General features: G+C 75.0%; 27 protein-coding genes. 15 read left to right on the forward strand and 12 right to left on the reverse strand.

Going from position 1 to position 26,511, the window contains the following annotated elements:
* The 8 genes from ABZ479_RS18180 to ABZ479_RS18215 form a co-directional block, all read right to left on the reverse strand.
* Positions 1–1,092, reverse strand: a complete 1,092-nt coding sequence (locus tag ABZ479_RS18180; RefSeq protein WP_500462503.1) for a hypothetical protein — start codon at positions 1,090–1,092, stop codon at positions 1–3.
* Positions 1,089–2,120 carry a hypothetical protein gene (locus ABZ479_RS18185; RefSeq protein WP_500462504.1) on the reverse strand — a complete coding sequence of 344 codons (1,032 nt, stop codon included), beginning with the start codon at positions 2,118–2,120 and terminating at the stop codon, positions 1,089–1,091. Before ABZ479_RS18185 ends, ABZ479_RS18180 begins: the two co-directional genes overlap by 4 nt.
* On the reverse strand, positions 2,117–2,854 hold the full coding sequence (locus tag ABZ479_RS18190) for a cupin domain-containing protein (RefSeq protein ID WP_500462505.1): 738 nt from the start codon (positions 2,852–2,854) through the stop codon (positions 2,117–2,119). Before ABZ479_RS18190 ends, ABZ479_RS18185 begins: the two co-directional genes overlap by 4 nt.
* Positions 2,855–2,963: 109 nt before the next feature.
* Entirely contained in the window at positions 2,964–4,055 is a 1,092-nt protein-coding gene (locus tag ABZ479_RS18195; protein WP_500462506.1) for a glutamate--cysteine ligase, read from the reverse strand.
* Between the two features lie 41 nt (positions 4,056–4,096).
* Positions 4,097–4,315, reverse strand: coding sequence for a DUF5133 domain-containing protein (locus ABZ479_RS18200; protein ID WP_499610089.1), 219 nt, complete (start codon positions 4,313–4,315; stop codon positions 4,097–4,099).
* A 100-nt stretch (positions 4,316–4,415) separates the two neighbouring features.
* Complete coding sequence (locus ABZ479_RS18205; RefSeq protein WP_500462507.1) at positions 4,416–5,141, reverse strand: STAS domain-containing protein; 726 nt, start codon at positions 5,139–5,141, stop codon at positions 4,416–4,418.
* Between the two features lie 531 nt (positions 5,142–5,672).
* Entirely contained in the window at positions 5,673–5,939 is a 267-nt protein-coding gene (locus tag ABZ479_RS18210) for a DUF4235 domain-containing protein (protein ID WP_500462508.1), read from the reverse strand.
* A complete protein-coding gene (locus tag ABZ479_RS18215; protein ID WP_500462509.1) occupies positions 5,936–6,352 on the reverse strand; it encodes a DUF3618 domain-containing protein in 417 nt (138 codons plus the stop codon). The genes ABZ479_RS18210 and ABZ479_RS18215 overlap by 4 nt, the downstream gene beginning before the upstream one ends.
* A gap of 223 nt (positions 6,353–6,575) precedes the next feature.
* On the opposite strand from ABZ479_RS18215, the gene ABZ479_RS18220 reads away from it, so the two are divergent.
* The 10 genes from ABZ479_RS18220 to ABZ479_RS18265 all read left to right on the forward strand — a co-directional run bounded on the left by ABZ479_RS18220 (position 6,576) and on the right by ABZ479_RS18265 (position 15,802).
* Positions 6,576–6,944 (forward strand): hypothetical protein, encoded by a 369-nt coding sequence (locus ABZ479_RS18220; protein WP_500462510.1) that lies wholly within the window; start codon positions 6,576–6,578, stop codon positions 6,942–6,944.
* 126 nt (positions 6,945–7,070) lie between these two features.
* Positions 7,071–7,460, forward strand: a complete 390-nt coding sequence (locus ABZ479_RS18225; protein ID WP_500462511.1) for a hypothetical protein — start codon at positions 7,071–7,073, stop codon at positions 7,458–7,460.
* Positions 7,461–7,572: 112 nt separating this feature from the next.
* Positions 7,573–7,761 carry a hypothetical protein gene (locus ABZ479_RS18230; protein WP_361014498.1) on the forward strand — a complete coding sequence of 63 codons (189 nt, stop codon included), beginning with the start codon at positions 7,573–7,575 and terminating at the stop codon, positions 7,759–7,761.
* A gap of 4 nt (positions 7,762–7,765) precedes the next feature.
* Positions 7,766–9,058 (forward strand): erythromycin esterase family protein, encoded by a 1,293-nt coding sequence (locus ABZ479_RS18235; protein WP_500462512.1) that lies wholly within the window; start codon positions 7,766–7,768, stop codon positions 9,056–9,058.
* A 90-nt stretch (positions 9,059–9,148) separates the two neighbouring features.
* The gene (locus tag ABZ479_RS18240; protein ID WP_500462513.1) at positions 9,149–9,658 is read left to right on the forward strand and encodes a SigE family RNA polymerase sigma factor; all 510 of its coding nucleotides are present in this window, start codon (positions 9,149–9,151) and stop codon (positions 9,656–9,658) included.
* 10 nt (positions 9,659–9,668) lie between these two features.
* Positions 9,669–10,190, forward strand: a complete 522-nt coding sequence (locus ABZ479_RS18245; RefSeq protein ID WP_500462514.1) for a cellulase — start codon at positions 9,669–9,671, stop codon at positions 10,188–10,190.
* A 240-nt stretch (positions 10,191–10,430) separates the two neighbouring features.
* Positions 10,431–11,672 (forward strand): bifunctional glycosyltransferase family 2/GtrA family protein, encoded by a 1,242-nt coding sequence (locus ABZ479_RS18250; RefSeq protein ID WP_500462515.1) that lies wholly within the window; start codon positions 10,431–10,433, stop codon positions 11,670–11,672.
* A complete protein-coding gene (locus ABZ479_RS18255) occupies positions 11,669–12,907 on the forward strand; it encodes a putative hexosyltransferase (protein WP_500462516.1) in 1,239 nt (412 codons plus the stop codon). The genes ABZ479_RS18250 and ABZ479_RS18255 overlap by 4 nt, the downstream gene beginning before the upstream one ends.
* Positions 12,908–13,005: 98 nt before the next feature.
* Positions 13,006–14,340 (forward strand): PP2C family protein-serine/threonine phosphatase, encoded by a 1,335-nt coding sequence (locus ABZ479_RS18260; protein WP_500462517.1) that lies wholly within the window; start codon positions 13,006–13,008, stop codon positions 14,338–14,340.
* A gap of 64 nt (positions 14,341–14,404) precedes the next feature.
* Positions 14,405–15,802, forward strand: a complete 1,398-nt coding sequence (locus ABZ479_RS18265) for an MFS transporter (RefSeq protein ID WP_500462518.1) — start codon at positions 14,405–14,407, stop codon at positions 15,800–15,802.
* Positions 15,803–15,832: 30 nt separating this feature from the next.
* On the opposite strand, the gene ABZ479_RS18270 is transcribed toward ABZ479_RS18265, so the two are convergent.
* From ABZ479_RS18270 to ABZ479_RS18280, 3 genes are all read right to left on the reverse strand, one after another.
* Positions 15,833–16,810, reverse strand: coding sequence for an AraC-like ligand-binding domain-containing protein (locus ABZ479_RS18270; RefSeq protein ID WP_500462519.1), 978 nt, complete (start codon positions 16,808–16,810; stop codon positions 15,833–15,835).
* Between the two features lie 174 nt (positions 16,811–16,984).
* Positions 16,985–17,569, reverse strand: coding sequence for a TetR/AcrR family transcriptional regulator (locus ABZ479_RS18275; RefSeq protein ID WP_500462520.1), 585 nt, complete (start codon positions 17,567–17,569; stop codon positions 16,985–16,987).
* 509 nt (positions 17,570–18,078) lie between these two features.
* On the reverse strand, positions 18,079–20,520 hold the full coding sequence (locus tag ABZ479_RS18280) for a SpoIIE family protein phosphatase (RefSeq protein WP_500462521.1): 2,442 nt from the start codon (positions 20,518–20,520) through the stop codon (positions 18,079–18,081).
* Between the two features lie 507 nt (positions 20,521–21,027).
* On the opposite strand from ABZ479_RS18280, the gene alr reads away from it, so the two are divergent.
* The 5 genes from alr to ABZ479_RS18305 all read left to right on the forward strand — a co-directional run bounded on the left by alr (position 21,028) and on the right by ABZ479_RS18305 (position 25,361).
* Positions 21,028–22,224 carry an alanine racemase gene (gene alr / locus ABZ479_RS18285; RefSeq protein WP_500462522.1) on the forward strand — a complete coding sequence of 399 codons (1,197 nt, stop codon included), beginning with the start codon at positions 21,028–21,030 and terminating at the stop codon, positions 22,222–22,224.
* Positions 22,221–23,234 carry a D-alanine--D-alanine ligase family protein gene (locus ABZ479_RS18290; protein ID WP_500462523.1) on the forward strand — a complete coding sequence of 338 codons (1,014 nt, stop codon included), beginning with the start codon at positions 22,221–22,223 and terminating at the stop codon, positions 23,232–23,234. The genes alr and ABZ479_RS18290 overlap by 4 nt, the downstream gene beginning before the upstream one ends.
* Positions 23,231–23,503, forward strand: coding sequence for a hypothetical protein (locus tag ABZ479_RS18295; RefSeq protein WP_500462524.1), 273 nt, complete (start codon positions 23,231–23,233; stop codon positions 23,501–23,503). Before ABZ479_RS18290 ends, ABZ479_RS18295 begins: the two co-directional genes overlap by 4 nt.
* A 65-nt stretch (positions 23,504–23,568) precedes the next feature.
* On the forward strand, positions 23,569–24,717 hold the full coding sequence (locus tag ABZ479_RS18300) for a sensor histidine kinase (RefSeq protein WP_500462525.1): 1,149 nt from the start codon (positions 23,569–23,571) through the stop codon (positions 24,715–24,717).
* The gene (locus ABZ479_RS18305) at positions 24,714–25,361 is read left to right on the forward strand and encodes a response regulator (RefSeq protein ID WP_500462526.1); all 648 of its coding nucleotides are present in this window, start codon (positions 24,714–24,716) and stop codon (positions 25,359–25,361) included. The genes ABZ479_RS18300 and ABZ479_RS18305 overlap by 4 nt, the downstream gene beginning before the upstream one ends.
* 25 nt (positions 25,362–25,386) lie before the next feature.
* Here ABZ479_RS18305 and ABZ479_RS18310 read toward each other — a convergent pair whose 3' ends face one another.
* Complete coding sequence (locus ABZ479_RS18310) at positions 25,387–26,493, reverse strand: sensor histidine kinase (protein ID WP_500462618.1); 1,107 nt, start codon at positions 26,491–26,493, stop codon at positions 25,387–25,389.
* Positions 26,494–26,511: the final 18 nt, after the last annotated feature.

Here is a 26,511-nt window from a genome sequence, read left to right on the forward strand (position 1 = left end):
TCAGTTCCCGTCCTCCGTCGCTGCTTCCGGGGACCGCGGCCAGCTCAGGAACCCGGCGGTCACCGCCTCGCGCTGCTCCCGGCCGGCAGCGCCGCGGGCCTCCCGCACGGCCCGTACGAGGGCGGACTCCAGGGCGGCGGGAGGGACGGCGGCGAGCGGGCTGAACCAGCCCTCCATCAGCCAGTCGGCGTGGTCGGGCGCGACCGGCGCCAGCTCGCGCAGCCACTGCGGGGGTTCCTCCCGCACGTCCTCGGGCGGATCCTCGTGGAGCCGTACGGCCTTGGTGTTGCCGACGACGACGCGGAGCGGCACACCCGCGTCCACGACCACCCGCCGGGGCTCCTGCGCGCGGGCGTCGGCGACGAGCTGGAGACCGCGCAGACCCGCGTCGTGGAGCACGAGCACGGGGCCGGTCCCGGAGAGTTCCCCGAGCCCGGCGGCCAGGGTCAGGTCCAGCCGTGCCGGGAAGTCGTTGGCGGCGAGGAAGACGCGGACGGCCGGGTCAGGGCAGAGCACCTCCAGGGTTCCGGGCCGTGGCTGCCCGGTGTGCGGGGGTGCGGCGAGGCCCGCTCCGTCGTCGACGATCCCGGGCGGCAGGTGCCCGTACACCTGCACCCAGTCCCCGCAGATCATGGACCGGAAGTTCCGATGGCTGGGCAGCACGAACGCCTGCGCAGGGGTCCCCGGCAGGTTCCGCGCGGCGAGGGCCGCCCCGTACAGGAAGATCGAGACGGCCGCGGCCAGGACCAGCACGATCCCCGTGTAGGGCCGGCCGTGCACCAGGAAGCCGAGCAGCACCAGCCCGCCGAGGAGCGCCGCTCCGAAGGAGTGGGCGGTCCACGGGGCGATGCTGTTGTCCGGGCTCGCCTCCCGGACGGGGTTGCCGGTCCTCGCCAGGTACCAGAGCTGGGTGACGGTGACGTTGCGGCGGCCACCGTCGGTGGCCTTCTCCACGACGCGGCGGATCCGCGTGTCGTGCATGCCCCTGCCGTGCACCTTGGGGTCGAGGGCGTACGGGCGGCCGCACTTGCCGCAGACGCGGTTGGGACGCTCCTTGCGCAGCAGCGACGCCCGGCAGTGAGGGCAGATCACGGTCCCTCCCCGGGCCAGGTCATGAAGCCGAGGTCGGCGGCCCGCCGGCCCCGCGGTGCGTCCTGCGCTTCGGCCGCCCGTTCCGCCGCCCGTTCCGCGGCCCGGGCAACGGCGGCGAGGAGCCTCGCCGGGGCCACCCCGACCAACGGGAACCCCCAGCCCCGGCCCAGCCAGGTCAGTTGCTCACCGCTGTACTCCCCGGTGGCCTCCAGCGCCCGCATGACCTCCGGGCCGGGATTGTCACCCCGTACCGGCACCGCGCGGTCGAGACCGTAGACGGCGCCCAGCGGCAGGCCGATGTCGACGACCCGGCGCCCGGGCAGCGCGGAGCGCACCTGGTGGGGGAGGAGCAGCCCGTCGGCGTCGGCGTCGTGGAGGACCAGGACGGGGCCCGGTCCGGAGGGGGCGGGCAGCGCCCCCGGTCCGACGACCAGGGTCAGCCGGTGCCGGGCGGCCAGCCCCGCGGCGTCGAGGAAGACGGCGACGGAGCGGTCGGGGCAGACCAGCACCGGGCCGCCGGCGGCGTAGGGCGGCCGGGGGTAGCGGCTGTCGTCGACCACTCCGGCCGGCAGCGAGCCGTACACCTTCCTCCACTCCTCCAGCGGACCGGTACGGAAGACCTCCCGGGCGAGTCGCGGCCGGCCCCGGCCCACGCCCTTCACCCTCGCGGCCACGAAGCCGCCCGCGGCGAGCAGCGCCACCCCGCCGACCGCACCGGAGGCCACGGAGCCCGTGCTCAGCCCGACGAGCCCGGCCACGACTCCCACGACGGCCAGGACGACGCCGCAGCCCACCTCGACCCGGGTGCGGCGCAGCGACGCCCGTGACAGCGCGTACCACAACTGCCCGGACGTGCAGGGGAGTCGTCCGTCCTGGGTCAGGCGCAGGACGATCCGGCGGATCCGGAGGTCGTGCAGCCCCATCGGATTGGTCTTGGGGTCCAGGGCGTAGCGACGTCCGCACTTGCCGCAGACGTTGCGGGGCCGCTCCTTGCGCAGCAGCGAACTCTCGCAGTGCGGGCAGATCACCGGCGGCCCTCCAGTCCCCACGCCACCCGGCGCAGCCGGGCGGCCAGTCGCTCCCGGACGCCGGTGACGCCCGGCCCCCGCACCCGCTGGACCCGCTCGACGTCGCGCAACGCGGCGGCGAGGGCGAGGTAGTCGGTGCGGGCGAGGGTGTCCGTGCGCCCGCCGGGCGGGGCGGTGGCGCGCCGGTCCCCGGCCGCCCTGCGCTCCGCCTCGGCGGCGGTGATCGCGTAGTCCTCGTGGTCGATGCCGAAGCCGGTGTTGGCGGCGAGGAGGGTCAGCGGGGCGGTGCCCCGGTTGGCGAAGGAGTGCGGCACCATCTCCGGGATCCGGATCAACTCGCCCGGGACGAGCGGGACGTCGGTGACCCGGCCGCGGTCGGCGTCGTAGAGCCCGCAGGCCCCGTGACCGAGGCTCAGGACGAAGTGCTCACCGCCGTGCGCGTGCGGGGTGAAGGCGCTGCGCGGGCCGACGACACCCAGCTTCACGGTGGCGTTGGAGGGGCGTTCGGGGGACGTGGCGGCGTCCCCCACGAGGTAGTGGGCGAACTGGCCGTCGTCGATGAACCGCAGGAGGTCCCGCTCGGGCCGTAACTCCCGGGCGCCGTCACGATCGGCGAGGACGACGGAGCCGTCCGGTGCCAGCCGGTACAGCCGCACACCACGCGGCAGCTCCGGCACGTCCCCACGCATGCTGCCGAACAAGCGCGCCTCCCCCAAGTGCCGCTCCGTACGCATGCGTATGGTAAGCCGCCGCTCCGGAACCTGACGAGGTCGCGCGCGGGCCGTCGTACGGCGCGCGGCCGAACGGCGGGTGAACGGAGGGTCCGTGACGGGACGTCAGCGATCAGGCGTGGGTGCGGCGGACGCACGCCGCCGCGACCTCGCGGAGGCTTCCGGTGCGGCGGAGCAGCTCGCGCTGGACGTGCGCGCCGTTGCCGGTCTTGAGGAGCGCGGCGAGGGCTTCCTGCGCGGGGACCAGGTCGCCGTTGTCCTCCAGCGCGTCGCGTACGTGGTCGAACAGGGCGCGGACGACGGCCTCGGCCGGAGCCGGCTCCCAGGTCACCGGGTGGAGCAGGCGGCCGCCCAGGCCCTCGCGGGCGGCCTGCCAGGTCGCCAGCCGCAGCAGCGCCACGCCCGGCCCCGACGGCGGCTCGCCGGCCCGCCAGGCGCGGGCCGCGGTCTCCACCAGCGCCCGTACCAGCGTCGCCAGCAGCGCCGTGGAGGACGCGTCCAGGCAGACGTCCGCCACCCGGAACTCGACGGTGGGGTAGGTGTGCGAGAGACGGGCGTCGAAGTACACCATGCCCGGATCGCGGAGCGCCCCGGTGGCGATCATGGCCCGCACCTGCTCGTGGTAGCCGGCCGCGGAACCGAACGGCTCCACCGGACCGGCCGACGGCCACCTGCCCCACACCCGGCCGCGGTAGCTCGCGTAGCCGCTGTCCCGGCCCTGCCAGAACGGCGAGTTGCCGCTGAGCGCCAGGAGCACGGGCAGCAGGCCGCGGACGCGGTCCAGGACCGCCACGCCCTCCTCGTCGGATTCCACCGACACATGGACGTGGCAGCCGCAGGTCAGCGTCTCCTCGGCGGTCAGCCCGTACCGCTCGCGCATCCACCGGTACCGCTCCCCGGTGCTCAGCGACGGGCTCACCGGCAGCGGGGACGTCGCCAGCGCCGCGACCGCCGCACCGGACCGCTCCGCGTGCCGGGCCGCCGCCGCGCGCCACCGCACGACCTCGGCCGCAAGGTCCTCCATCCGCGACTGCGGCCGGGTGGCGAACTCCAGTTGCTCGCGCTGCAGTTCCTCCTCGAACACCTCGCCGGGCGCGGCGGGGTCACGGCGCGCCGAGGCCAGCACCGCCGCCGACAGCGCCCGCGGCTCGCCGGACTCCGCGTCCAGCAGCAGCAACTCCTCCTCCACACCCACCGTGCGCAAGGGCTCTCCTTCCCGGCTGCCGAGGGGTCGCGGACGCGCCGTCAGGCGAGCACCGAGTCGTCCAGCGGACGGGCCCCCGGCAGCCGCAGCCGGGCCGCGATCAGTGCCGCGTCGACGTCCCGCGTGCCGGTCGCCACGCAGAGCGTGTACGCGACGTCCGCCGTCCGGCGCCGCACCTCGGGGTCCTCGGGGTCGAGCAGCGTCAGCGTCTCGTAACGGTCGACCAGGTCGTTCAGCACGGCGGGGTGGGCCAGCAACACGTCGTCCTCCTGTGGGGGCGGGGGCACGGGATCAAGCCGTGTACCTGGCTGCCGCCTACCCCGACTTCGTCCGGGCACGCAGCGGCGGTACGGCCCGCGATCAGCGGCGGGTCCGCTCCGGCAGGGCGGTGACGATGATCTCGCGGGTCGCCGTGCTGTCCTCGACCGTGCGGAACCCGGCCAGGGCCAGCGCGTCCAGCACGGCCCGGTGGAGGGGACGGCGTTGCGTCCCGGCCGGCGTCCCGGCCGGCCAGAACGCCGCCGGGCCGGTGCCGGGCAGGGTGTCCCAGCGCACCACCACGCCACGGGGACCCGCCTCCACCACGGGACGGTCCTCGCCGCCGTCCTGCCGGGCGAGCGGCAGGCCCGCGTCCAGCAGGGCCAGGCACACCGCCGTGTACAGGCGCCGGACGTCCGCGCCGAGCCGGTGCGCCGACGGGCGGGACGGGGTGAGCGCCCCGCGGTTGCCGGTGAGGTCGAGCAGCCGCAGCACGGTGTCGCTCGCGGCGGTCACCGTCAGCGTCCGGTGCGCGGCCAGGGCGCGGTTGCGCAGCTCCAGCAGGGCGTTCAGCCCCGCGCCGTCGCATCCGGTGACGTCGCGCAGATCCAGGTCGAGGCCGTCCCCCGCCTCCAGGGCGGCGAACAGGGCGCGGCGCAACTCCGGCGCGGTCCCGGCGTCGAGCTCCCCGATCACGACGGCCTCGGTGCGCGCGGTGCCGCCGGGACCGAGCAGGACGGTCAGTCGCGGCGGGGAATCGTGCCGCCCGGCGGGTTCGGGTCCCGCGGGAACGGAGTGCACCCGCAGATCGGGAGACCGGTCCGACATGCCGTACCTCCTGCACTTTCGCTGCGCGCCGGTGCGTGCGCCACCACGGCGTGGAGTGATCGGAAGACATGAACGACACCCGGGGGCCCGCATGAACATTTCCGGGCAAATGGGTGTCATCGGCATGATAAGTGCTGGAGGGCACGTTGGCCCCCGGTGCGCCGGGGAGGGCCCGCCCCCACGCGTTTCGGGGCATCCGGCCGGGACGCTCCGCGACCGGGGCCGTCACCGCACAGGCCTGCGGCCGGGCACCGGCAGGAGAGGGGGTCCCGGTGCCCGGCCGCCATCTTCCGACCGCGTGACGCGGGTGCCGTCGATCCGCCCCCGCAAACGGCTCCGTCGGCGGTCCGGCCGCGTTTGCCGGCCTCCGGCCCGATGAGCGGTGCGGACGATCGGTGGGCGGCGCTGCGGAAACGGACCAGAGCGTGAGTCCCGGCCACGACGTCGGCCTCGGTGCGGGGTTCGATCCGCGCGTGGGACCCGGCCCGCGACGGCCTCGGGGCGCGGAGGAGCGTCAACCCCGGTGGCGCCTCAGCCGGGCCAGACCCCGGTGAGGCGCCTCGTGGCGGTCGCGCCCGCGCGGTCGACCGCCGCCTTGACGAAGGCGAAGATCGCCCCCTGCAGCGCCGCCGCGGTCAGCACTTCCGCCCAGGAGCGGTCCTCGTCGGTGGCGCCGGGGGCGTCCTGTTCGTGGCCCAGGGTCTTCCACGCGCGCTTGAACAGCGCGCCCGCGATCAGCCCGGAGACCGCGCCCAGGGTCATGCCCACGGGCTTGTAGACGATTGTGGACGCCTTCACCCGCGCCTCCTCCTGGCGCGGCGCACCAGCAGCAGCACCCCCATCGCCGCGCCGGCGCCCAGCAGCGGCCCGCGGTGTGCCCGGGCGGCCCGGCCGGCCTGCTTGGCCTGCGCCCGAACGGCCGGTGCCTTGGCGCGGGCGAGCCGCCCGGTGCGCGCGGCCCGCAGCCGCAACCGCCCGGCCGCCTTCACGGCCTTGTCCCGGGCCGGGCCCGGGGTCTTCTCCCGGACCAGCTCGCCTATCCGCGAGGCCGCCTCGTGCGCCTTGGCGCCGGCCTGGCCCGCCCGTTCCGCCAGGCGGCCCGTGACGTCGGTCTTCGCCGTCAGCGCCGCGACGGTGCGGCCCAGTTCCTCGCGCGTCGCCTCGACCCGCTCCCGCAGGTCGTCGGTCGTGGGTGACTTGTCGCTCGTCATCGGTGTGCCCTTTCCCTGAGTTCCGCCATGTCCGCCTTGACGTTCCCGACGGGGCCTCCGGCGCGGGCGGGGCGCCCCTGGCCTCCACCCGCCTCCGTCCGCCCGGCGTGCTCGCCGCCCTTCACTGCGCGCCTTCCCGGTACCTCCCGGCTCACGCGTGATCACGTCCCTGACGGCACCTCAGGCGATGTGCGCGGGCCGTGGGTTCGGCAGGATGGGGGCCATGAAGACTTCCTCCACGCCGCCGTCGGCCTCCTGCGCGGGCTCGACGCTCTCCCTCTGGTCGCAGGACTCGGTCCTCTCCATCGGGTCGGTGGGCTCCGTGCTCTCCATCGGCTCCGTCGGCTCGGTGCTGTCCGTCGGCTCGGTCGGCAGCGCCCTGTCCGCCGCGTCGGTCGGTTCCGCCCTGTCCCTGCTGTCCGGCGGCTCGTGGCTGAGCCTGGGCTCACTGCTGTCCGCCCAGTCGCGCTGGTCGGTGCTGTCCTGGCGCTCCTCGCGCGGCTTCCGGGCCGCGGGCACGGCCGCCGCCCTCGCCGGGACAGCCGCGCTCGTGCTGATGGCGCGTACGGCGGGGGAGCGGCCAGCGGAGTGATCGCGGGCCCGCCCGGCGTGCCGCGCCGGGGCCCCGGCCGGGTCCCGGGGTTTGGATGGGGGCGGCCGCCGAGCGGTGGCCGTCGCGTCCGAACCGGAGGCCGTCGTGCGTGTGCGCCCTGTCGCTGTGTCCGTCCTGTCCGCGGCGCTGCTGCTGGCCGTGACGCCCTCCGTCCGTGCCGCCGACGGCTGGACCCCGCACCGTGACGGCGGGCGGAGCGTACGGCTCGCCGTGTACGACTCGGGGCGCGTCGGCCACGCCGTGATCACCGTCCACCGGGCCGGGCGCGGCTGGGAGGTCGACGCCCTCGTCACCAAGGAGGTCGACGACCCGGGCTGCCTCTACCTCGCCACCGACGACGGCGCGTACGACGGCCCGGGCCGGGAGATCGGCGCCCAGTGCGGCTCCGCGGACACCACCACCCGCATGATCAGCCACACGGAGTTCCGCCGGCTGGTCCTCGGCTGGGTCGACGGGGACGGCGTCCCCGTCAGCCGGCGCAGCGTCAGGCTCTGACCCCTACGCTCGTCCGCCGCGCCGCGACCCCGCCCGCACCGCGATCCCGCCCGTTCCGCGATCCCGCCGGAACCGCTGGTCCGCGACCCTCCCGATGCGGTACGACTGCACGATGGACTGTGAGCGTTGCCTGGAACCCGTGATCGAGGGACCGGAGGGCGGCTACGTGTGCGGCCTCTGCCTCTTCACGGTGGAACCCCCCGGGTACAACAAGCGCCGGGAGGAAGGGCTCCGGGCCGTCGCGGCCGAACGCCGCCGGCGCACGCTGGAACGCCGCGCCCGCAAGGGGATGCCGGTCTGACACGATGTCCGACCGGCCCCCGGCGCATCGGCCCCCGGGACAACCGCCGCCCGAGGGCCCGGAACCCGCGGCGTGGCGGGCCCGCGACGTCCTGCCGCTGAACGGCCTCGACGCCGGCGCTCCGTTCGACGACCTTCGGCCGCTCGAAAGGTCGTTGCGCGGGGTGCGGATCGTGGGCCTGGGCGAGGCGACGCACGGCACGGGCGAGTTCTTCCGGCTCAAGCACCGCCTGCTGGAGTTCCTCGTCACCGAACTCGGCTTCTCCGTACTGGCGATGGAGGCCAGCGCGTCGGCCGGGCCCGCCGTCGACGCCTGCGTGCGGCGGGGCGTGGGCGACCCCGTGGCCGCGCTGGGCGGCCTGGGGTTCTGGATCTGGCGCACCCACGAGGTGCTCTCCACCCTGGAGTGGCTGCGCGCCCACAACGGGACGCGGCCCGAGGACGGCCGGGTGCGCTTCGTGGGCATCGACCCGCAGCGGTGCGGCGACTCCCTGGGGCTGCTCGAAGCCTTCCTGCTGCGGACCGCTCCGCACCGGGTCGCGTGGCTGCGCTCGGCGCTCGGCACGCTCGCCACGGCCGCCCCCGGATCGGCGCCGGACCCCCGGCAACGCCTCATGCGCGACGCCGAGGCGCTGGTGGAGCTGGTGCGGGGGCTCGCGCCCGGGGCCGCCGTGCCGCTCCTGCACGCACGGATCCTCGTCCGGGCCGCCGACCTGGTCACCCGGCCCCGGCGCCACCAGGACCCGGAGCGCACCGTCGCCGCCGCCCGCGACCGGTACATGGCCGACGCCGTCGACGACGTCCTACGCGACCCGGCCGCCCGGGTCGTGCTCTGGGCCCACAACGCGCACATCGCCAGAGCCCGCCACGACGGCGGCCCCGCACCCCTGGGCCGGCACCTCCACGCCCGGTACGGGGACGCCTACTACGCCCTCGCCCTGCTGTTCGGCCAGGGCGGTTTCCGGGCCCGCAGGCTCCGGCCCGGCCCCTGGGGCGCGGCCCGTCCGCGGCCGCCCGTCGCGCACCGGATCGGCCCCCCGTCACCGGGCTCCCTCGAGGCGCTGCTCGCCGCCACGCACCCCGGCGACCACCTCGTGGACCTGCGGGCCGCGGCGGAGGCCGGCCCGGACGTACGGCGACGGCTCGCCGAGGGCCTTCCCGCACGGTCCATCGGCGCCCTGGTGCCCCGCAGGACCGACCGTCGCACCCCGGTCACCGTCGTGCCCGCCGAGGACTACGACGGCCTCGCCTACGTCGCGACCTCGACCTGCTCCACGCCGCTGCCGCCGCCCGCGTGACCCGGATCACAGTCCTGACCTGCATAGTGAGCCGGCCCCCCGCGTCTTTCTCATGACGTAAGGGCTTGGCGAGAGCAGGGGGCGGTGCTGATGCGGGACGCACGGACGGACGGGGGGTTCGACGATTTCGTCGCGGCCCGGTGGTCCGCCCTGTTCCACCTCGCCCGGCTGCTCACCGGCGGCGACCGGCACCGCGCCGAGGACCTGCTGCAGGACGCCCTGGTCACACTCTGGTTCGCCTGGCCGCGCGTGGCCGACCAGGCACCGGAGGCGTACGTGCGCAAGGTGCTGGCGCGGGCCGCGGCCCGCTCGGCCCGGCGGCGCTGGTGGGGCGAGCGCCCCGTCGAGCAGGTGCCGGAGACACCCGCCGCCGGCGACGTCTCCGCGGCCGTGGCGGAGCGGTCGCGGCTGGAGGCGGCGCTGGGCCAGTTGCCACCGGGGCAGCGCGCCGCGGTGGTGCTCCGCTACTACCAGGACCTGCCCGAGGCGCAGGTCGCGGAGGCCCTGGGGTGCCCGCTCGGCACCGCCAGGTCCCATGCGACCCGGGGCGTGGCACGACTGCGCAGGATCCTGTCCGACGCCGCCGAGCCGGTGGGCTGAAGGAGAAGCGATGGACGACTTCGAGCGCGAGCTGGCGCGGATGCTGCACGACTCCGAGCAGTACACCCCCCTGGAGCCCCGGCACCGGGAACGGCTGCGGGACGGCGTACGGGCCCGCCGCCGCATCCGGGCCGCCCGGCGGGCCGGAGGCTCCGCCGCCGCGGTGGCCGTCCTGGCCGTCGGCCTGGCCGTACTGCCCGGCGCCCTCGTCGCGAACGGGCCCGCCGCCCCGGCCCCGGGGCCGGGCGGCACCCCGCCGGCGTCCGGCACGCCCTACCCCAGTTCCGGCGGTTCGACGAGCACGAGCCCGGCCTCGCCGAGCATGAGCCCCGGCGGCACCGACCCTTCCGCGACCACTTCGGACGCGCCGACGAACACGCCCTCCTTCCCGGACGGCGGCACCGGCGAGGTGCCCGGGAGCGGGTCCGGCGGCGACGGCGCCTCCAGCGGCCCCCCGAGCGGGACGGCCTCCGGCACGGGCACGAGCACGCCGACCGGGAGCCCGCCGCCGAGCGGGACCGCGACTCCGTGACGTCCCGGCCGCCGCTGACCCCGCGTCGTTCCTGATCGCGCGTCGTTCCTGATCCCGCGTCGTTCCTGATTCCCGGCCACCCCTGATCCCGGGCCGCATCCGGTCCCCACCACCCACCTCCGGCCGCGCCCTGGCCCGGCCCTGCCCTGCCCCGGCGGCCCCTGCCCTGGGCCGCCGCCGTCCAGCCCGTCCCCGCGTGCTTCGGCATGCCCCCTTCCAGCGAACAGATGCGGACAGCACATGAGAGAAGACCGCCCGGTCGCGGTGATGGGGCGCGCACCCCTCCCGGCCCGACACCCCGACCCCGTGCTCGACGTCGTGGTCCCCGTCCACAACGAGGAGGAGGACCTGGAGCCGTCCGTCCGGCGCCTCCACGCCCATCTGCGTGACACCTTCCCGTACGCGTTCCGCATCACCGTGGCCGACAACGCCAGCACCGACCGCACCCCGCTGATCGCCGGGCGCCTCGCGTCGGAACTGCCCGAGGTGACGTGGACCCGGCTGGCCGAGAAGGGGCGTGGCCGGGCGCTGCGCGCCGCCTGGTCGCAGTCGTCGGCGCCGGTCCTCGCCTACCTCGACGTCGACCTCTCCACCGACCTCGCGGCCCTGCTGCCGCTGGTCGCGCCGCTGATGTCCGGGCACTCCGACATCGCCATCGGCACCCGCCTGGCACGCGGGGCCCGGGTCGTCCGCGGTCCGAAGCGGGAGGTCATCTCCCGCTGCTACAACGTGCTGCTGCGCTCCACGCTCGCGGTCCGCTTCTCCGACGCCCAGTGCGGCTTCAAGGCCGTACGCCGCGACGTCGCGGAGCGGCTGCTGCCCCTGGTCCAGGACCCCGGCTGGTTCTTCGACACCGAACTCCTCGTCATCGCCGAACGCGCCGGGCTGCGCATCCACGAGGTGCCCGTCGACTGGGTCGACGACCCCGACAGCCGGGTGCACATCCTGCCGACCGCCCTGGCCGACCTGCGCGGCATCGTCCGCATCGGCCGCTCACTGGCCACCGGCCGGCTCCCGCTCGCCGGACTGCGCCGCGCCTTCGCCGTCACCGAGGTACCGGCCGGGCTCCTCTCCCAACTGCTGCGCTTCGCGGCCGTCGGCGCCGGCAGCACCCTCGGGCATCTGCTGCTGTACGCGGCGCTGCGCGCGCCGGCCGGCCCCCAGGCCGCCAACGCCCTGGCGCTGCTGACCTGCGCCGTCGCCAACACCGCGGCCAACCGGCGGCTCACCTTCGGTGTGCGCGGCCGCTCCGGCGCCGTACGCCACCACGCACGCGGACTGCTCACGTTCCTCGTCGGCCTCGGGCTGACCGGCGGCGCGCTGGCCACCCTGCACCACACCGCACCGGCCGCCGGGCACCGGGCCGAGCTCGCGGTGCTCGTCGCCGCCAACCTGGCCGCCACGCTCCTGCGCTTCCTGCTCCTCCGGTCGTGGGTCTTCCGCGGCCGGCACGACCGTCGGACGGAACCCGCCCCCTCATGACCAGCACGCTCGCCGCCGCACCGGCCGCGGACACCGCCGACGGCCCGCGCGAGGAGCCCTCCCGCACCGCCCGCTGGGGGCGCGCCCTCGCCGTCTACGGCACGCTCAAGCTCGCCGGGTTCGCCGTCTTCCTGTTCCTGCTGGACCACACGGGCGACTTCCGCGACAAGGACCCGCGCTTCGGCGGCGGGGCACGCCCCTGGGACGTCCTCGCCAGCTGGGACGGCTGGTGGTACCAGCAGGTCGCCGCCCACGGCTACCACCCGGAGCTCGTCCCCGTGCCCGGCGCGACCGGCCTGATCACCCTCGAGGGCAACTCGGCCGCCTTCTTCCCGCTCTACCCGGCCGCGATGCGGCTCACCTCGGAGGTGACGGGCCTCGGCCTGTACGGGGCGGGGATGCTGGTGTCGGTCCTCGCCTCCTTCGTCGCCGCCCTCGGCGTGTACGCCGTCACCGCGCGTCTCGGCGGCCATCGCGCCGGGCTCTGCGCGGCCGGGCTGTGGGCGGTGTGGCCCGGCTCCGGCACCGAGTGGTCCGGCTACTCGGAGTCCCTCTACGTCGCCCTGGCGGTGTGGGCCTGCCACGCGGTCATGACCCGCCGCTGGCTCACCGCGGGCCTGCTCACCTTCACTGCCGGGCTGGCCCGTCCCACCGCCACCGCGCTGATCGGCGCCCTCGTCATGGCGGCCCTGCTCGCCCTGCGGAAGCCGCGCATCGACGGCGTGGCGCGGCCGCTGGCCGCCATCGTGACCGCACCGCTCGGCCTGCTCGGCTACCTCGCCTGGGTGGGGTACCGGACGGGCGATCCGGCGGGCTACTTCACGCTCCAGGAAGGCGCCTGGGCCCACACCTTCGACTGGGGCCGGCACACCTTCACGGTCTTCACCTCCGTGGTGGTCGGCCACTTCGACTACCTGTCGGCCTGCCCGGTCGAGGACCTCGTCGGCGTGGGCGTCGTCGTGCTGGCGCTCGCGCTGATCCCGGCCCTGGTGGGGCTGCGGCCGCCGCTGGTCCTGGTCGTCCACACGGTGCTCACCGTCGTCACCGTGCTGGGCACGCAGCAGATCTTCGGCAACGTCTCGCGCTACCTGCTGCCCGCCTTCCCGCTGTTCGTGCCGCCCGCGCTGGCCCTCGCCCGGGTCCGGCCGTCCGCCCGGGCGGCGCTGCTGGGCTGCGCCGCACTGGCCTCCGGCTCGTACGCCGGATACGTGCTCTTCGAGCTCGGCGTTCCTTAGGCGACGCCGACGCCGACGCCGACGCGGACCCCGGCGGCGGGACCCAGCCCGTGCCCACGGGGTCGCGTCATTCCCGCTACACCGGGCAAACAGCACATATGGGTCTCCAGCGGCGCATCGCCGACCTGTGGCAGCCGTGGCAGCCGGGCCACGCGCTGGTGTCGATCCCGCTCGGCCTGATCGTCGCGATCACCGCCGCGGACCTGGTCGCACCCAGCAACGTGCACCTCGGGCCGCTGCTCGTCGTCGCGCCCGCCGTGACGCCGTGGTTCGCGGGCACCGGGCTCACGGCGGTCATCGGAGGGCTGGCCGTGGCCGCGCAGGCGCTGATCTCCGTGCTCCGCGGCGGCTTCACCGGCAACCACCAGGCGCAGATCGTCGCCCTGGCCGTGATCACGGTGCTGCTGGTGGGCATGTGCCGCAGGCGCGAGTGCCGGAGGCGGGAACTGGAACGCGTACGTTCCGTCTCCGAGGCCACGCAGCGCGTGGTCCTGCGCCCGCTGCCGCACCGGATGGGCCCGTTGCGGATCGCCTCGCTCTACCTGGCGGCGGAGCACGACGCCGACATCGGCGGCGACCTCTACGCGGCCACCCGAAGAGGCCCCGGCACCCGCCTGATCATCGGGGACGTCCGCGGCAAGGGCCTGACGGCCATCGGGGACGCCTCCGCGCTGATGGGCGCCTTCCGGGAGGCCGCGCACCGCTGCTCCGACCTCCTGGACCTCGGCGACAGCCTGGAGACGAGCATCTGCAGGCACCTGGCCGAGCACGCGGAGGAACACGCCGAACGTGCCGCGCGCACGGACGACCCCGGCGACGCGGAGCCGGCCGGGGCCGCCGGGGCCGCCAGTGCGCCCAGTGCCGCAGGGCCGGCGCCCGGCGGCGCCCGGCGGCCCGCCGACGAGGTCGCCGGGGAGTTCAGCGAGCACTTCGTCACCGCGCTCGTGCTCGACATCGAGGACGAGGACGCCGGCGCCCGGATGATCAACTGTGGCCATCCACCGCCCCTCCTGCTGCGCGACGGCGAGGTGCGCACCCTCCACGCCGACCACCCGGCGCCGCCGCTGGGCATGTGCGGACTGCCCAGGGAACACTTCACGACCGACACCTTCACCTTCGAGGACGACGACACCCTCCTGCTGCACACCGACGGCGTGCTCGAGGCCCGGTCACCCGACGGCTCCTTCTACCCGCTCGCCGAGCGCGTCGCCCTGTGGGGCGGCAGCGGCCCCGAGGCGCTGCTCCAGCACCTGCGCGACGACCTGGTCCGCCACGTCGGCGGGCCGCTGCGCGACGACGCGGCGATGGTGGTGATCCAGCGCTCGCCCAAGCTCATCGGCGACCACCACGTGCACCACGTACGGGAACGCGACCACGTCGACGCCGCTCCCCGGGCCGTCGCGCGGCGCGTCGTCCGTGACCCGGAATCGTAGCGGGACGTTAGACCCGGGCGCCGTACCTCGTCCCCCCTCCGGGGCTTTCCCGCTGGAGCCGCCCATGCCGCCGACCCCCGCCGCGCCCGCGCCCGCGCCCGTGCCCGCGCCCTCGTCCGCCCGGGAGCCCGGCAAGCGCCGCCTCGCCCTTGTGGGAGGCTCGCTGGGCAATCTCGTCGAGTGGTACGACTGGTTCGTCTACGCCGGCTTCGCCGTCTACTTCGCCGACTCCTTCTTCCCCGGCGGCAATCCGACCACCCGGCTGATGAACACCGCCGGCATCTTCGCGGTCGGCTTCCTCATGCGCCCCGTCGGCGGCTGGGTGCTGGGGCGTGCCGCCGACCGCCACGGCCGCAAGAGCGCGCTGACCCTCACCGTCACCATGATGTCGGTCGCCGCCCTGCTGATCGCGGTCGCCCCGACGTACGGGCAGGCCGGCTACGCCGGAGCGCTCGTCCTGCTGTTCGCCCGGCTGCTGCAGGGCATGAGCATCGGCGGCGAGTACGCGGCCAGCGCGACCTACCTCACCGAGGCCTCGGCCCGGAACCGGCGCGGCTTCGGCTCGTCCTTCCAGTACGTGTCGATGACGGCCGGTCAACTGCTGGGCCTGGCGGTCCTGATCGTCCTCCAGCACGTGCTGACCGACGCCCAGTTGCACACGTGGGGCTGGCGCGTTCCCTTCGCCCTGGGCGCGGTCTTCGCGGTGGTGGTCTTCTGGATCAGGCGCAGCCTGGAGGAGACCGACGCCTTCGCCGAAGAGGCCGGGTCCGGGGACGACGCCCGGGGCTCGCTCCGGCTGCTGTGGGCGCACCGGCGCCAGGCACTCCTGGTCATGGCGCTCACCCTGGGCGGGACCGTCGCCTACTACACGTACACGACCTACCTCACCAAGTACCTGATCGGCAGCGCCGGCATGGCCAAGAACACCGCCACCCTGGTGAGCTTCACCGCGCTGTCCGTCTTCGCGCTGCTCCAGCCCCCGGCGGGGGCGCTCTCCGACCGGATCGGCCGCAGGCCGCTGCTGATCACCTTCGCGGTGGGGTGCACCCTCGGCACCTACCCGATCATGACGGCGCTCGGCTCGGCCTCCTCGTACTGGCCCGCGCTCGGGCTCACGCTGGCCGCGCTCGTCATGGTCACGGGCTACACCTCGATCAACGCCGCCGTGAAGGCCGAGTTGTTCCCCACCCGGGTGCGGGCGCTGGGCGTGGCGCTGCCGTACGCGATCGCCAACGCGCTGTTCGGCGGTACCGCCGAGTACGTGGCCCTGTGGTTCAAGGACGCGGGCCACGAGTCGGCCTTCTTCTGGTACGTGTCGGCGTGCGCGTTCGTCTCCCTCATCACGTACGTCCTCATGCCCGACACCAGGAACGCGGCGCTCAGCCGCGACGAGGAGACGCCCGACGACCGCGAGCCCCGGACCGCCCGCTCCCCGGCGGACGGAGTGGTGCCGCAGGCGTAGGCCGGGGCGGCGCGTCGTGGTGGACGCCGGTCAAGCGCGCCGTGGGGTCCCGGCGGCCGCCATGTGGCGCCACGATGCCGGGGACACGCCGTAGGCCGCGCGGAAGATCCGGCTGAACTGCGCCGGGCCGGCGAAACCCCGCCGCCGCGCGATCGTCTCCACCGTCAGACCCGCCAGTTCGGGACGCGCGAGGTCGTCGAGGCACGCCTCCAACCGCTGACGGCGGATCGACCGGCCGACGGTCAGGTCCTCCTCCTGGAACAGCTTGTGCAGGTAGCGCACGGAGACGCGGTGGGCGGCCGCGATCATGGCCGGGGAGAGCGCCGGGTCACCGAGGTGCGTCCGTATGTAGTCGCCGACGAGCAGCCGCAGTGTCTCCTCCGCGGTCGGCGAGACATCGGCGTCGAGCCGCCCCTCGTGCGCCACCAGCGCGGTGACCACGTCCACCATCCCCCGCTCCAGGTGGTGGTTCGTGCCCGACACGTAGGCGTCGGACTCCGCAGCCCGGGCCAGCCTGCTCACGAACGAGGCCAGGATGCCGCCGATGTCGTGCGTCGCCGGGTACGCCCGGCCGATGACCCGGGCCAGGTACGCGTCGGGGACGTCGAGCATCTCCAGGGGTATGGCGGCGATGTTCTGCCGGAAACCGCCGGGAAAGTCGCGGAGGAAGGGCCGTCGTGAGTCGACGAGGACGAGTTCCCCGGACGAGAGGAGCGTCTCGCGGCCGTCCTGGGCCACGACGCTGCTCCCCGCTTCCTGCAGGCTGACGATGAGCGTGGCGCCGGAGTCGTTGGCGATGGTCCCCCGCGTCCGGGTCATCCGCTGGGGGCCGGCCTCGACGTGGCCTATGCGGACGGCGCCGACAGACGCCAGCCAGAGGGATCCGCGTACCGCCCCCTCGTCGTGGGTCCGGATCTCGAACCGGGTGAAGGCCTGCTGGACGGCGTCCCGCCAGTACTCCGCCCGCTCGTCGGGGGGAAGCGTCTCGGTGTGGAATGCCTCGATCACGGTGCCATGGCGTCAGTTGGAGTGCACGGGGCCGCGGCGCCTCCTGCGCTCGCGGCCATCGGATCATCTGATACATCCGACATTCGCACCATAAATCCCCGCGGCACGGTCCGGGAGCCGAGGGCCGGAATATTGCGGGCTGTTTGCCCGCCGGGGCGCGCCCCCACGCCCCGCTCAGCGGCCGAGACCGCGCAGCACCATGTCCGCGTAGCGGCGCCAGACCGCCGGGTCACGTTCCTCGAGCCGCACCAACTGGAGGGCCGTGCCACACAGGAGCACCCGCAGATCCAGCGGGGTGGCGTCCTGGCGCAGCGCCCCCGCCGCCCGGGCGGACTCCATGGCACCGGTCAGCGACTCCAGGACCGACACGGCGGCCGGCGAGGCGCCGTCCGCCAGCCGTTCGGCGAGCAGGCGGTCGTGGGCCAGCACGTCGAAAAGGGCGAGGACGTGCCGCCGGAAGCTCTCGTCGGGGCCGGGCGCGTCCTGGGCCGCCGCGGTGCGCCGTCCGAGCTCCTCCAGGCTCAGCCGGGTGACCGTCTCCAGCAGGTCCTCCTTGGTGGGGAAACTGCGGTAGACCGTCGCCTTGCCGACCTCGGCCCGGGCCGCGATCTGGGGGACGGTGGCCAGGGTGCCGCGTTCGCGGAAGACGTCCACCGCGGCGGCGACCACCCGTTCGTGGTTGCGGCGGGCGTCCGCCCGTCGTGGTGGGGCGGACGCCGGCCGGGCGGGGTCGGGGGAGGGGGTGGGCGAGGGGCTCATGGGGCGGGCGGCCTGTCTGCGGTCGGTGGGGATTCGGTCTCCCCGCTGGGGTGCCCCATCGTAGCGGACCTCAAGGTCCGCTTCCCGGTGCGTGCGCCGAACGCCCGGGGCCGCAGCGGCAGTTCCGCCGACACGGAACGTGTGCGCACGGCAGGGTCAGACCATCAGACCATGGGGCGGAGCCTGCCGCGGCGGGACGCCGCCGTGGCCACCGCGGTCATGCACGGGGTGCAGTACTCGTCGCGGCAGTCGTCGTCATCAGGGGCGGGGACGGACCTGGCGGCGAGCGCACGGCCGCACAAGGCGCTTCCGTCAAGCCGGAGAACATGCCACAACTGGGCGGATCCGGTTTCCGTCGCTATGGGTTCGGCGCGCATGTCGTACATCGGCGACCTCCCACTCGAACGCGGATGCGGTCGCGTCCAGGAGACGCCGGTCGCCCCGGAACCGCGACCAAGAAGCCGCCGAACGGGTGAATCGCGCGGAGTGACGACCGGGTGCCGGACGCGTCAGGCCGCCGGGACGGGCTCCAGGGTCTGCTCGGCCCAGATGGTCTTGCCGGCCAGGGCGTACCGGGTGCCCCAGCGGTGCGAGCACTGCGCCACCAGGAAGAGCCCGCGGCCGCCCTCGTCGGTGGTGGCCGCCCGGCGGATGTGCGGCGAGGTGCTCGCCGTGTCGCTGACCTCGCAGATGAGCGTGCGGTCCAGGATCAGCCGCAGCCGGATCGGGTCCTGCCCGTGGCGGATCGCGTTGGTGATCAGCTCGCTGACGATGAGTTCGGTGGAGAAGGCCAGGTGCTCCAGCCCCCACTGGCCGAGCTGCCGCAGCACCAGGGACCGCATGTCGCCGACGGCCGCCGGGACCGGGGGCACGGTCCAGGTGGCCAGCTTCCCCGGGTCCAGGGGGTGGGTGCGGGCGAGCAGCAGGGCCAGGCCGTCCTCCACCGTGAGGTGGGCGGCGACCAGGTCGGAGATGGCGCGGCAGATCTCCTCGATCGGGCGGCCCCGGTCGGCGACGACGGTGCTGAGCCGGGCGGCGAGCGTCTCGGAGGTGTCCGTGGGGCGCTGGAGGCTGTGGCTGGAGAACACCAGGGTGCTGCCTTCCGGCAGTTCCAGGTCCAGCGGCTCGAACACCGGGTCCCCCAGGCCGAGGGGGTTGTTGACCGGCACCTCGGGGATCAGCACGTCCCCGGTCCTTCCGACGACCGCGGGCGGCGGATGCCCGGCGCTCGCCATGACGCACCGCCGCGTGACGGGGTCGTAGACGGCGTACAGGCAGGTGGACCCCTTCAGGGCCTCCACCACCGGAGCGGATCCGGTGGCGTGTTCGCGTTCCAGGAGCCGCGGCACCATGTCGTCGATCTGGCCCAGCAACTCATCGGGCGTCAGATCCACCTGGGCGAGGGTGCGGATCGCCGAGCAGATGGTCCCCATGCACGCGGCCGCCTGGAAACCCGTGCCCGGCACCGCGCCCACCACCAGCGCCACCCTGGCGCCCGACAGCGGGATCACGTCGAACCAGTCGCCGCTCACCCCCGCGTGCACCCGCGCCGGCCGGTAGTGCTGCGCCACCTCGACCGCGCTCTGGTCCGGGACGCTGCGCGGCAGCATGCTCGCGTGGAGGGTGAGCGCGGCCGTGTGCTCGTTGGTGTAGCGGCGGGCGTTGTCGAGGCACACCGCGGCCCGCGCGACGATGTCCTGGGCGAGCACGAGGTCGTCCGCTTCGAAGGGCTCCGTTTCGCGTCCCCGGTACAGGTGCACCAGGCCCAGCGTCGCGTCCCGCGCGCGCAGCGGCACGAGGATCAGGGAGTCGGTCCCGTGCCCGGGCATCGCCCCGACCTGGCGGTCGGCGGTGTCCCGCAGCCGGCCGGCCTCGGGGCCCACCGCGGGGATCAGCCGCGGCCGGCCGTCGGCGAGGCTCTGCACGTGCGGCGAGTCCGTGGGGTAGTCCTGCAGTTCCCCGGGCCGCCGGAGCCCGGCGACGACGTCCGGGTCGACGGCCGTGCGGGCCAGCGACCGCAGCGCGACGGGCCCCGAGCCCATCGGCTCCGGTTCCGCGCCCTCCATGACGTCGTCGAGGAGGTCGATCGTCGCCACGTCGGCGAGCCGGGGCACGAGCACGTCCACCAGTTCCTCCGCGGTGCGCCGCACGTCCAGCGTGGTGCCGATGCGCATCACGGCCTCGTCGAGGAGCGCGAGGCGCTCCTTGGTCCGGTGGCGGTCGGTGATGTCGATGATCAGATCGGTGACCCCGAGGACGTCGCCGTCCGGTGCCGTGAGCACGACCGAGGAGACGTGCCAGACGTGGTCCCGGTCCGGGTCGGCCGGGGTGCGACCCTGGTGGACGGCGTTGACGACCGGACGGCCGCTGTCCATGACCCCCTTCAGCCTGCGCTCGATCGCCATGGCGTCGAGCCCCGGCAGCACCTCGCTGACCGGACGGCCGAGGGCACTGTCACCGGGGAACCCGTGGATGCGTTCCAGGGCGGCGTTGATCCGTACGAAGCGCAGGTCCCGGTCGTAGACGGCGATGCCGATGGGCGCCTGGGTGAAGAGGGCCTCCAGGATCGCCTGTCCCTCGGCCGTGGCATGCGCCGCCGGGACCACGACGACCAGGGTGCCCCCGGTGTCCCGGCCGCCCGGGCGCAGCAACCGCGACAGGTGGAGGACGACGTCGGCGCGCTCCCCGTCCCGCCGGGCCAGCAGGGCGCGTCGTCCCCCGTCGTACGGCTGCGCGGCGGCGTCCCCCGTGCGTCCGGCGAAGGCCTCCGGCCACAACTCGGCCGCCGGGCGTCCGACGACGTCCGCGGGCCCGAAGCCGAGGAGCCGCTCGGCCGCGGAACTCCACGCCGAGACGACGCCTTCGTCGTCCAGCACAAAACCGGCGACGTCCTCGTCGCCGGACGCCCCCGTGAAGTGCCGTCCGAAGGGAGCCTGTGAGGGATTGCCCATGCTCAGTCCTGTCACGCAAGGTGACGATCCCGGTCGCCCCGGGATGCCCGGGCGCCTGTGAGGCGGCTGCCGTCGCGGCGCCCGCGGCAGGACCGCCTCATGGCCGTACCACCCCTCAGGCTACCGAGACCCACAGGCTCGTGCCCGGCCTTCGCGGGCGCCCCCGTACGGACGCCGACCGCGGGAACGCGACCCGCGGGAACGGACACGACCCGCGGAGCTGAAGAACCCGGCGGCGGGGCGGCGCGGGCATCGGCCGAAAGTCGTAGCGCACCGTGAAGACGTCCGACTTCCGCCCGAAGCGGGCGGCCGGGGCGGCTTCGTAGCGTCCTTGCCATGAGCTCCACGCCACGTACCGGAACCACGCGCACCCTGTGCCCCGGCCACCGGTCCCGGCCCCCGGCACCCACGCAGGCGTGGGCCGCTCCCCACTTCCGTCCCGGTGACGCCTCGTGTCCGCCCGGCCCCCGGGGGGCCGGTCCGACCGCGACACCCGAAGGGCCTCCCATGCTGTGCGCACCACTGACCGATCCCGTCGTCCGCCTCGTCGGACCGCCCCCGCCACCGCCGCCGCCCCCGTCACCTGGCGGCACCTCGGGCCCGGAGCTGGACGTCGACCTGGCGGCGGTCGCCGCGAACACCCGCCTCCTCGCCGCCCGCGCGGCTCGCCTGATGGCGGTGGTCAAGGCCGACGGCTTCGGTCACGGCGCGGCGGGCGTGGCCCGTGCCGCGCTGGCCGCGGGCGCGACCTCCCTGGGCGTCACCTCCGTCGAGGAGGCGCTGTCCCTCCGGCACGCGGGATTCCGGGTCCCGATCCTGAGCTGGCTCAACCCGGTGGACGCCGCCTTCGACGAGGCCCTGCGGGCCGACGTCTCGGTGGCCGTACCCGGCCCCGAGCACCTGGCCGCGGTGGTCCGCGCCGCGTCGCGGACCGGACGGCCCGCGCGGGTGCACCTGCACCTGGACACCGGCATGGCCCGGGACGGCGCCGACCCCCGCCAGTGGCCCGACCTGTGCCTGCGGGCCCGTGAGGCGGAGCGGGCCGGCCTGGTCCGGGTGACCGGCGTCATGGGCCACCTCGGCTGCGCGGACACCCCAGGGGACCCGTGCACCGACCGCGCGCTCGACCTGTTCCGGACGGCGTCGGCCACCGCGGTACGGGCCGGGCTGCGCCCGGACGTCCGGCACCTGGCCGCCACCTCGGCGACCCTCACCGACCCGCGGACCCGCTTCGACCTCAGCCGCGTCGGCGCCGGCCTCTACGGCATCGACCCGACGCGCACCACCCGGCTCCGCCCCGCACTCACGCTCAGGGCGCCCGTCGTGTCCGTCCGCACGGTGCCGGCCGGCGCCGGAGCCGGTTACGGACACGCGTGGACCGCCCCGCGGCCCACCCACCTGGCCCTGCTCGCCGTCGGCTACGCGGACGGCCTGCCCCGCGCGGCGTCCGGCCGCGCGGAGGTGCTGCTCGGCGGCCGCCGCTGCCCCGTCGTCGGACGCGTCTCCATGGACCAGGTGATCGTGGACTGCGGCGAACGCCCGGCCGCACCCGGCGACGTCGCCACCGTCTTCGGCTCGGGCGACGCCGGCGAGCCCACCGTCCGGGACTGGGCCCGGTGGTCCGGGACCATCGAGCACGAGATCGTGACAGGCCTGGGCGCACGCCTGCGCCGCACGGCGCACGGCCCGGCGGTGGCCGCATGACCGCCCACGGGAACGCCCCCCGCATCCGCGTCGCCGTGCTCGGCGGCGGCCGCAGCACCGAGCACGAGGTCTCCCTCGGCTCCGCCGCGTCCGTCGGCTCGGCGCTCGACCCGGCCGTCCACGACGTCGTCGCCCTCACCATCGGACGCGACGGGGTGTGGCGGGACGCGGCCGGGCGGCCCCTGGCGGGCTCCCCGGCGGAGAGCCTGTCCGCGGCGCTCGCCGTGCTGGCGGGCTGCGACGTCGTCTTCCCGGCGCTGCACGGCCCGCTGGGCGAGGACGGCACGCTCGCGGCGCTGCTGGACCTGGCAGGGCTCCCCTACGTCGGCGCGGGCGTCCGGGCCGGCGCCCTGGCGATGGACAAGTGGGCGACGAAACTGGTGGCCGAGGCCGTGGGCATCGCCGTCGCCCCGGGATTCCTGGTCACCGCGGACACCGCCGACCAGGTGCGCTTCGACGGCCCGGTCGTGGTCAAGCCGGTCGCCGCGGGGTCCAGCCACGGCGTGTCACTCGTCACCGACGAGACGGACCTCGCGCCGGCGATCGCCGCCGCGCTGCGGATCGACGGCAGGGTCCTGGTCGAGCACCTCGTGACCGGCCGGGAGGTGGACCTCGCCGTTCTGCGGCGCGCGGACGGCCGCCTCGTGACCGGGCCCCCGCTGGAGATCGTGCTGGACGACGGGCGCCTCTTCGACACCGAGCAGAAGTACGACGGCGGAGCCCGGTTCCTGATCCCCGCCCCGCTCTCCGCCCGGGAGCAGGACCGGCTCGTCGAGGCCTCCCTCGCCCTCTTCACGGCGCTCGGCTGCCGCGGAGTGGCGCGCTGCGACTTCTTCCTCACCCCCGACGGCCCCGTCCTCAACGAGGTGAACACCATGCCCGGCATGACCGCGCAGTCCCAGGTCCCCAAGATGTTCGCGCACCAGGGGCTGACGTACCCCGCGCTGCTCGGCGAACTCGTCCGGGGCGCCCTCGCCGACGGCCCCGCCACCGGGCAGGTGCGACGGTGACCGGGGCGCACGGTGGCGGCGACGGGCCCGTCCCGTCCACGGCACCGCACGGCGGCACCCCCGGGGAACCCCCGGTGCACCGCCTGCTGCGCACCGCCCGCGTCTACGCCCAGGCCGTCCTCGACGTGGTGGTGCTGGGCGCAGGAACGGACGGCTCGGACGGCTCGGACGACAGGGACGGGGCCCGGGGGAGGGCCGCGTGCCCCGACGGCACCGTCCCGCCCCCGGCGCGGGGAAGCGGGCCCGGGTCCTCCGTGGCGGATCGGTGACACTGGACAGGGCACCCGGAGCGGCTTCCGCCCGGTCGGCGAGCGGAAGCGGAGATGACGGGAACGTGGGGAACAGGGCTGAGGGCCTCTTCGAGCGGCTGGTCCAGGGCATCGGCTGGGTGGCCGCCCTCGTGGCGCTGCTGGTCCTGGGCACCCTGGACGTGACGGTGAACGCCGCCCACCCGCCCACCGTGCTGCTGGCCATGGTCGTCGCCGTGCTGATGCCACGCCTGAACGCCGCGGCACTGGGCACCGCCGCCTCCGTCCTGGGAGCGGCCCTGGTGCTGGTGGCCTTCGTGGCGCCGCCGGTCTCCTACCAGGTCGTCCCCTTCGGGTTCACCGTCTCCGTCGTGGGCGTCGTCCTCGTCGGACTGGCCGCGTGGCGGGCCGAGCCGGTACGCGCCGGCTTCGCGGTACCGCTGCTGCTGGCGGGCCTGGTGCTCCAGCCGACGCGGCTGGTGAACCAGCGAGTGGCGTTGGTCCTCGCCCTGGTCCTCGCGCTGGGCGGCGTCATCTTCGCCGCGGCGGGACTCTACCTGCGCATGTTCCAGACCAGCCGGCAACGCCGGATGATCGCGGCACAGCAGGCGCAGCGGACGGGCATCGCGTCCGATCTGCACGACTACGTCGCCCACCACGTCACGGGCATCGTCGTGCTGGCCCAGGCCGCGCGGACCGTGGCGGCGAGCAAGCCGGAGGCCGTGCTCCCCGCCCTGGAACGGATCGAGGAGGCCGGCGACGAGGCGATGACGGCCATCCGCCGCATGGTCACCCTGCTGCGCGAACCCGACGCCCACGCCCGGCTCTCGCCCACGGGCACGATCGCCGACATCAGGTCGCTGGCCGGGCACTTCACCTCCGACAGCGGCCTGGAGGTGAGGCTGCGCATCGAGGGCGAGGTCGACGTGGTCCCCATCGACGTCCAGTCGGCCGTGCACCGGGTGGTCATGGAGGCCCTCACCAACGTGCGCAAGCACGCCGGCGACGCCCGCTCGCTCGACATCCTCGTCCGCCGCCACGGCCGGCCCGACGCGGTGACGGTCGAGGTGTCCGACGACGGCCGCGGCCGGGCCGGGCACACGGCGGGAGGCGGCTACGGCCTCAAGGGCCTGCGGGAGCGCACGGCGGCGCTCGGCGGCTCCCTCACCGCCGGCCCGAGGTCCCCCGAGGGCTGGCGCGTACAGGCGCGCATACCGACCAGGGGTGCCCGATGACCATCCGTGTCCTGCTGGCCGACGACCAGACCATGGTCCGCACCGGCTTCTCGCTGATCCTCGGCGCCGAGGACGACATCGAGGTGGTCGGCGAGGCCAAGGACGGCGTCCAGGCCCTGGAACTGGCCCGCGCGCTCGAGCCCGACGTCGTCCTCATGGACATCCGCATGCCGCGGATGGACGGCCTGCAGGCCCTGCGCGAACTCAACCGGCCCGGCGCCCGGAGCTCCCCGAAGGTCGTCGTCGTCACGACCTTCGACGACGACGAGTACGTGTACAACGCCCTGAACAGCGGCGCCTGCGGTTTCCTGCTCAAGGACTCCGGCCCGGCCCTGCTGACCGAGGCGGTGCGCGCGGCGTACTCCGGGGAGGCCCTGGTCAGTCCGGCGATCACCATCCGCCTGCTGCGGGGGCTGAGGACGCCGCGGACCGCCGCCCCGCCGGGACCGGGGCTGTCCTCACGGGAGACCGAGGTCACCCGTCTCGTCGCCGAGGGACTGACCAACGCGGAGATAGCGGCCGCACTCTTCGTGTCCCTGGGAACGGTGAAGACCCACCTGGGGAACATCCAGACCAAGCTCTCCGCCCGCAACCGCGTCGAGATCGCCCTGTGGGCGTGGCGCTCCGGCCTGGCGGAACGCTAGCCGGCCGCCCCGACGCGCCGCCGGCCTACCGGGTCCCGCCCGGTTCCGGCGCCTGCCGCGCGGTGGGGAGGCGGACGGTGACGCTGAGGCCGCCGGTGGGACGGGGGGCGAGGTGGAGGGTTCCGTGGTGGGCGCGGACGATGCTGTGGACGATGGCGAGGCCGAGCCCGACGCCGGGGTGTTCGTCGCTGCGGATGCGCTGCGTTCCGCGTTGGAAGGGTTCGGTGAGGGTGGGGACGAGGTCGGGGGGCAGCGGCGGTCCGGTGTTCTCGACCCGCAGGAGGCTGGTGTGGCGGTGGGTTTCGGTGTGCACGGTGACGGTGCCGTCGGTGGGGTGGTTGTGGACGACGGCGTTCTGGACGAGGTTCGTTGTCATGCGCAGGAGGAGTTCGGCGGAGCCGCGGGTGGGGGCGGTGCCGCCGGTGACGTGGAGGGTGATGCGTCGCCGTTCGGCGTGGGGGAGCAGGGTTTCGGAGGTCTCCTCGGCCAGGAGGGAGAGGTCGACGGTCTCGCGGGGGAGGTGGGCGTTGTTGCCGCGGCTGAGCAGGAGGAGCGCTTCCGTCAGGTCGATGGCGCGGGTGTTGACGGCGTGGAGGCGGTGGATGAGCTCGGTGTGGTCGCGGGTGGGGTCGGTGCGGGCGACGTCGAGGAGGGCCTTGGAGATGGCGAGGGGGGTGCGCAGTTCGTGGGAGGCGTTGGCGGCGAAGCGCTGTTGTTCGGCGACGTGGGATTCGAGTTGCTCGAGCATGGTGTCGAACGCGTCGGAGAGTTCGCGGAACTCGTCGTGGCGGCCTTCCATGCGGATGCGGTGGGAGAGCGATCCGTTGCCGGCGGTTCGTGCGGCGGCGGTGATCCGGGTGAGCGGTGCGAGCATCCGGCCGGCCAGCAGCCATCCCCCCAGCACCCCGAACAGCAGCAGGAAGACCAGTGCCGCCGCAGCGGCGGGGGCGAAGACGTGCAGGAGGACGGTCCGGTTGGGCGAGATCCCCAGCAGGCCCTTGCTGTTGTCGGGCACGTAGCGCAGCAGGAACGCCCAGACCACGGCCAGCAGCAGGCTGCCGGAGAGCAGGACGAACCCGGCGTAGCTGAGGGTGAGCTTCAGCCGGGCGCTGAGCCCCGGGCGCCTGCGCACGGGTGCCGCCGGTGCCGC

The sequence above is a fragment of the Streptomyces sp. NPDC005722 genome, assembly GCF_040630935.1.
Classification (GTDB): domain Bacteria; phylum Actinomycetota; class Actinomycetes; order Streptomycetales; family Streptomycetaceae; genus Actinacidiphila.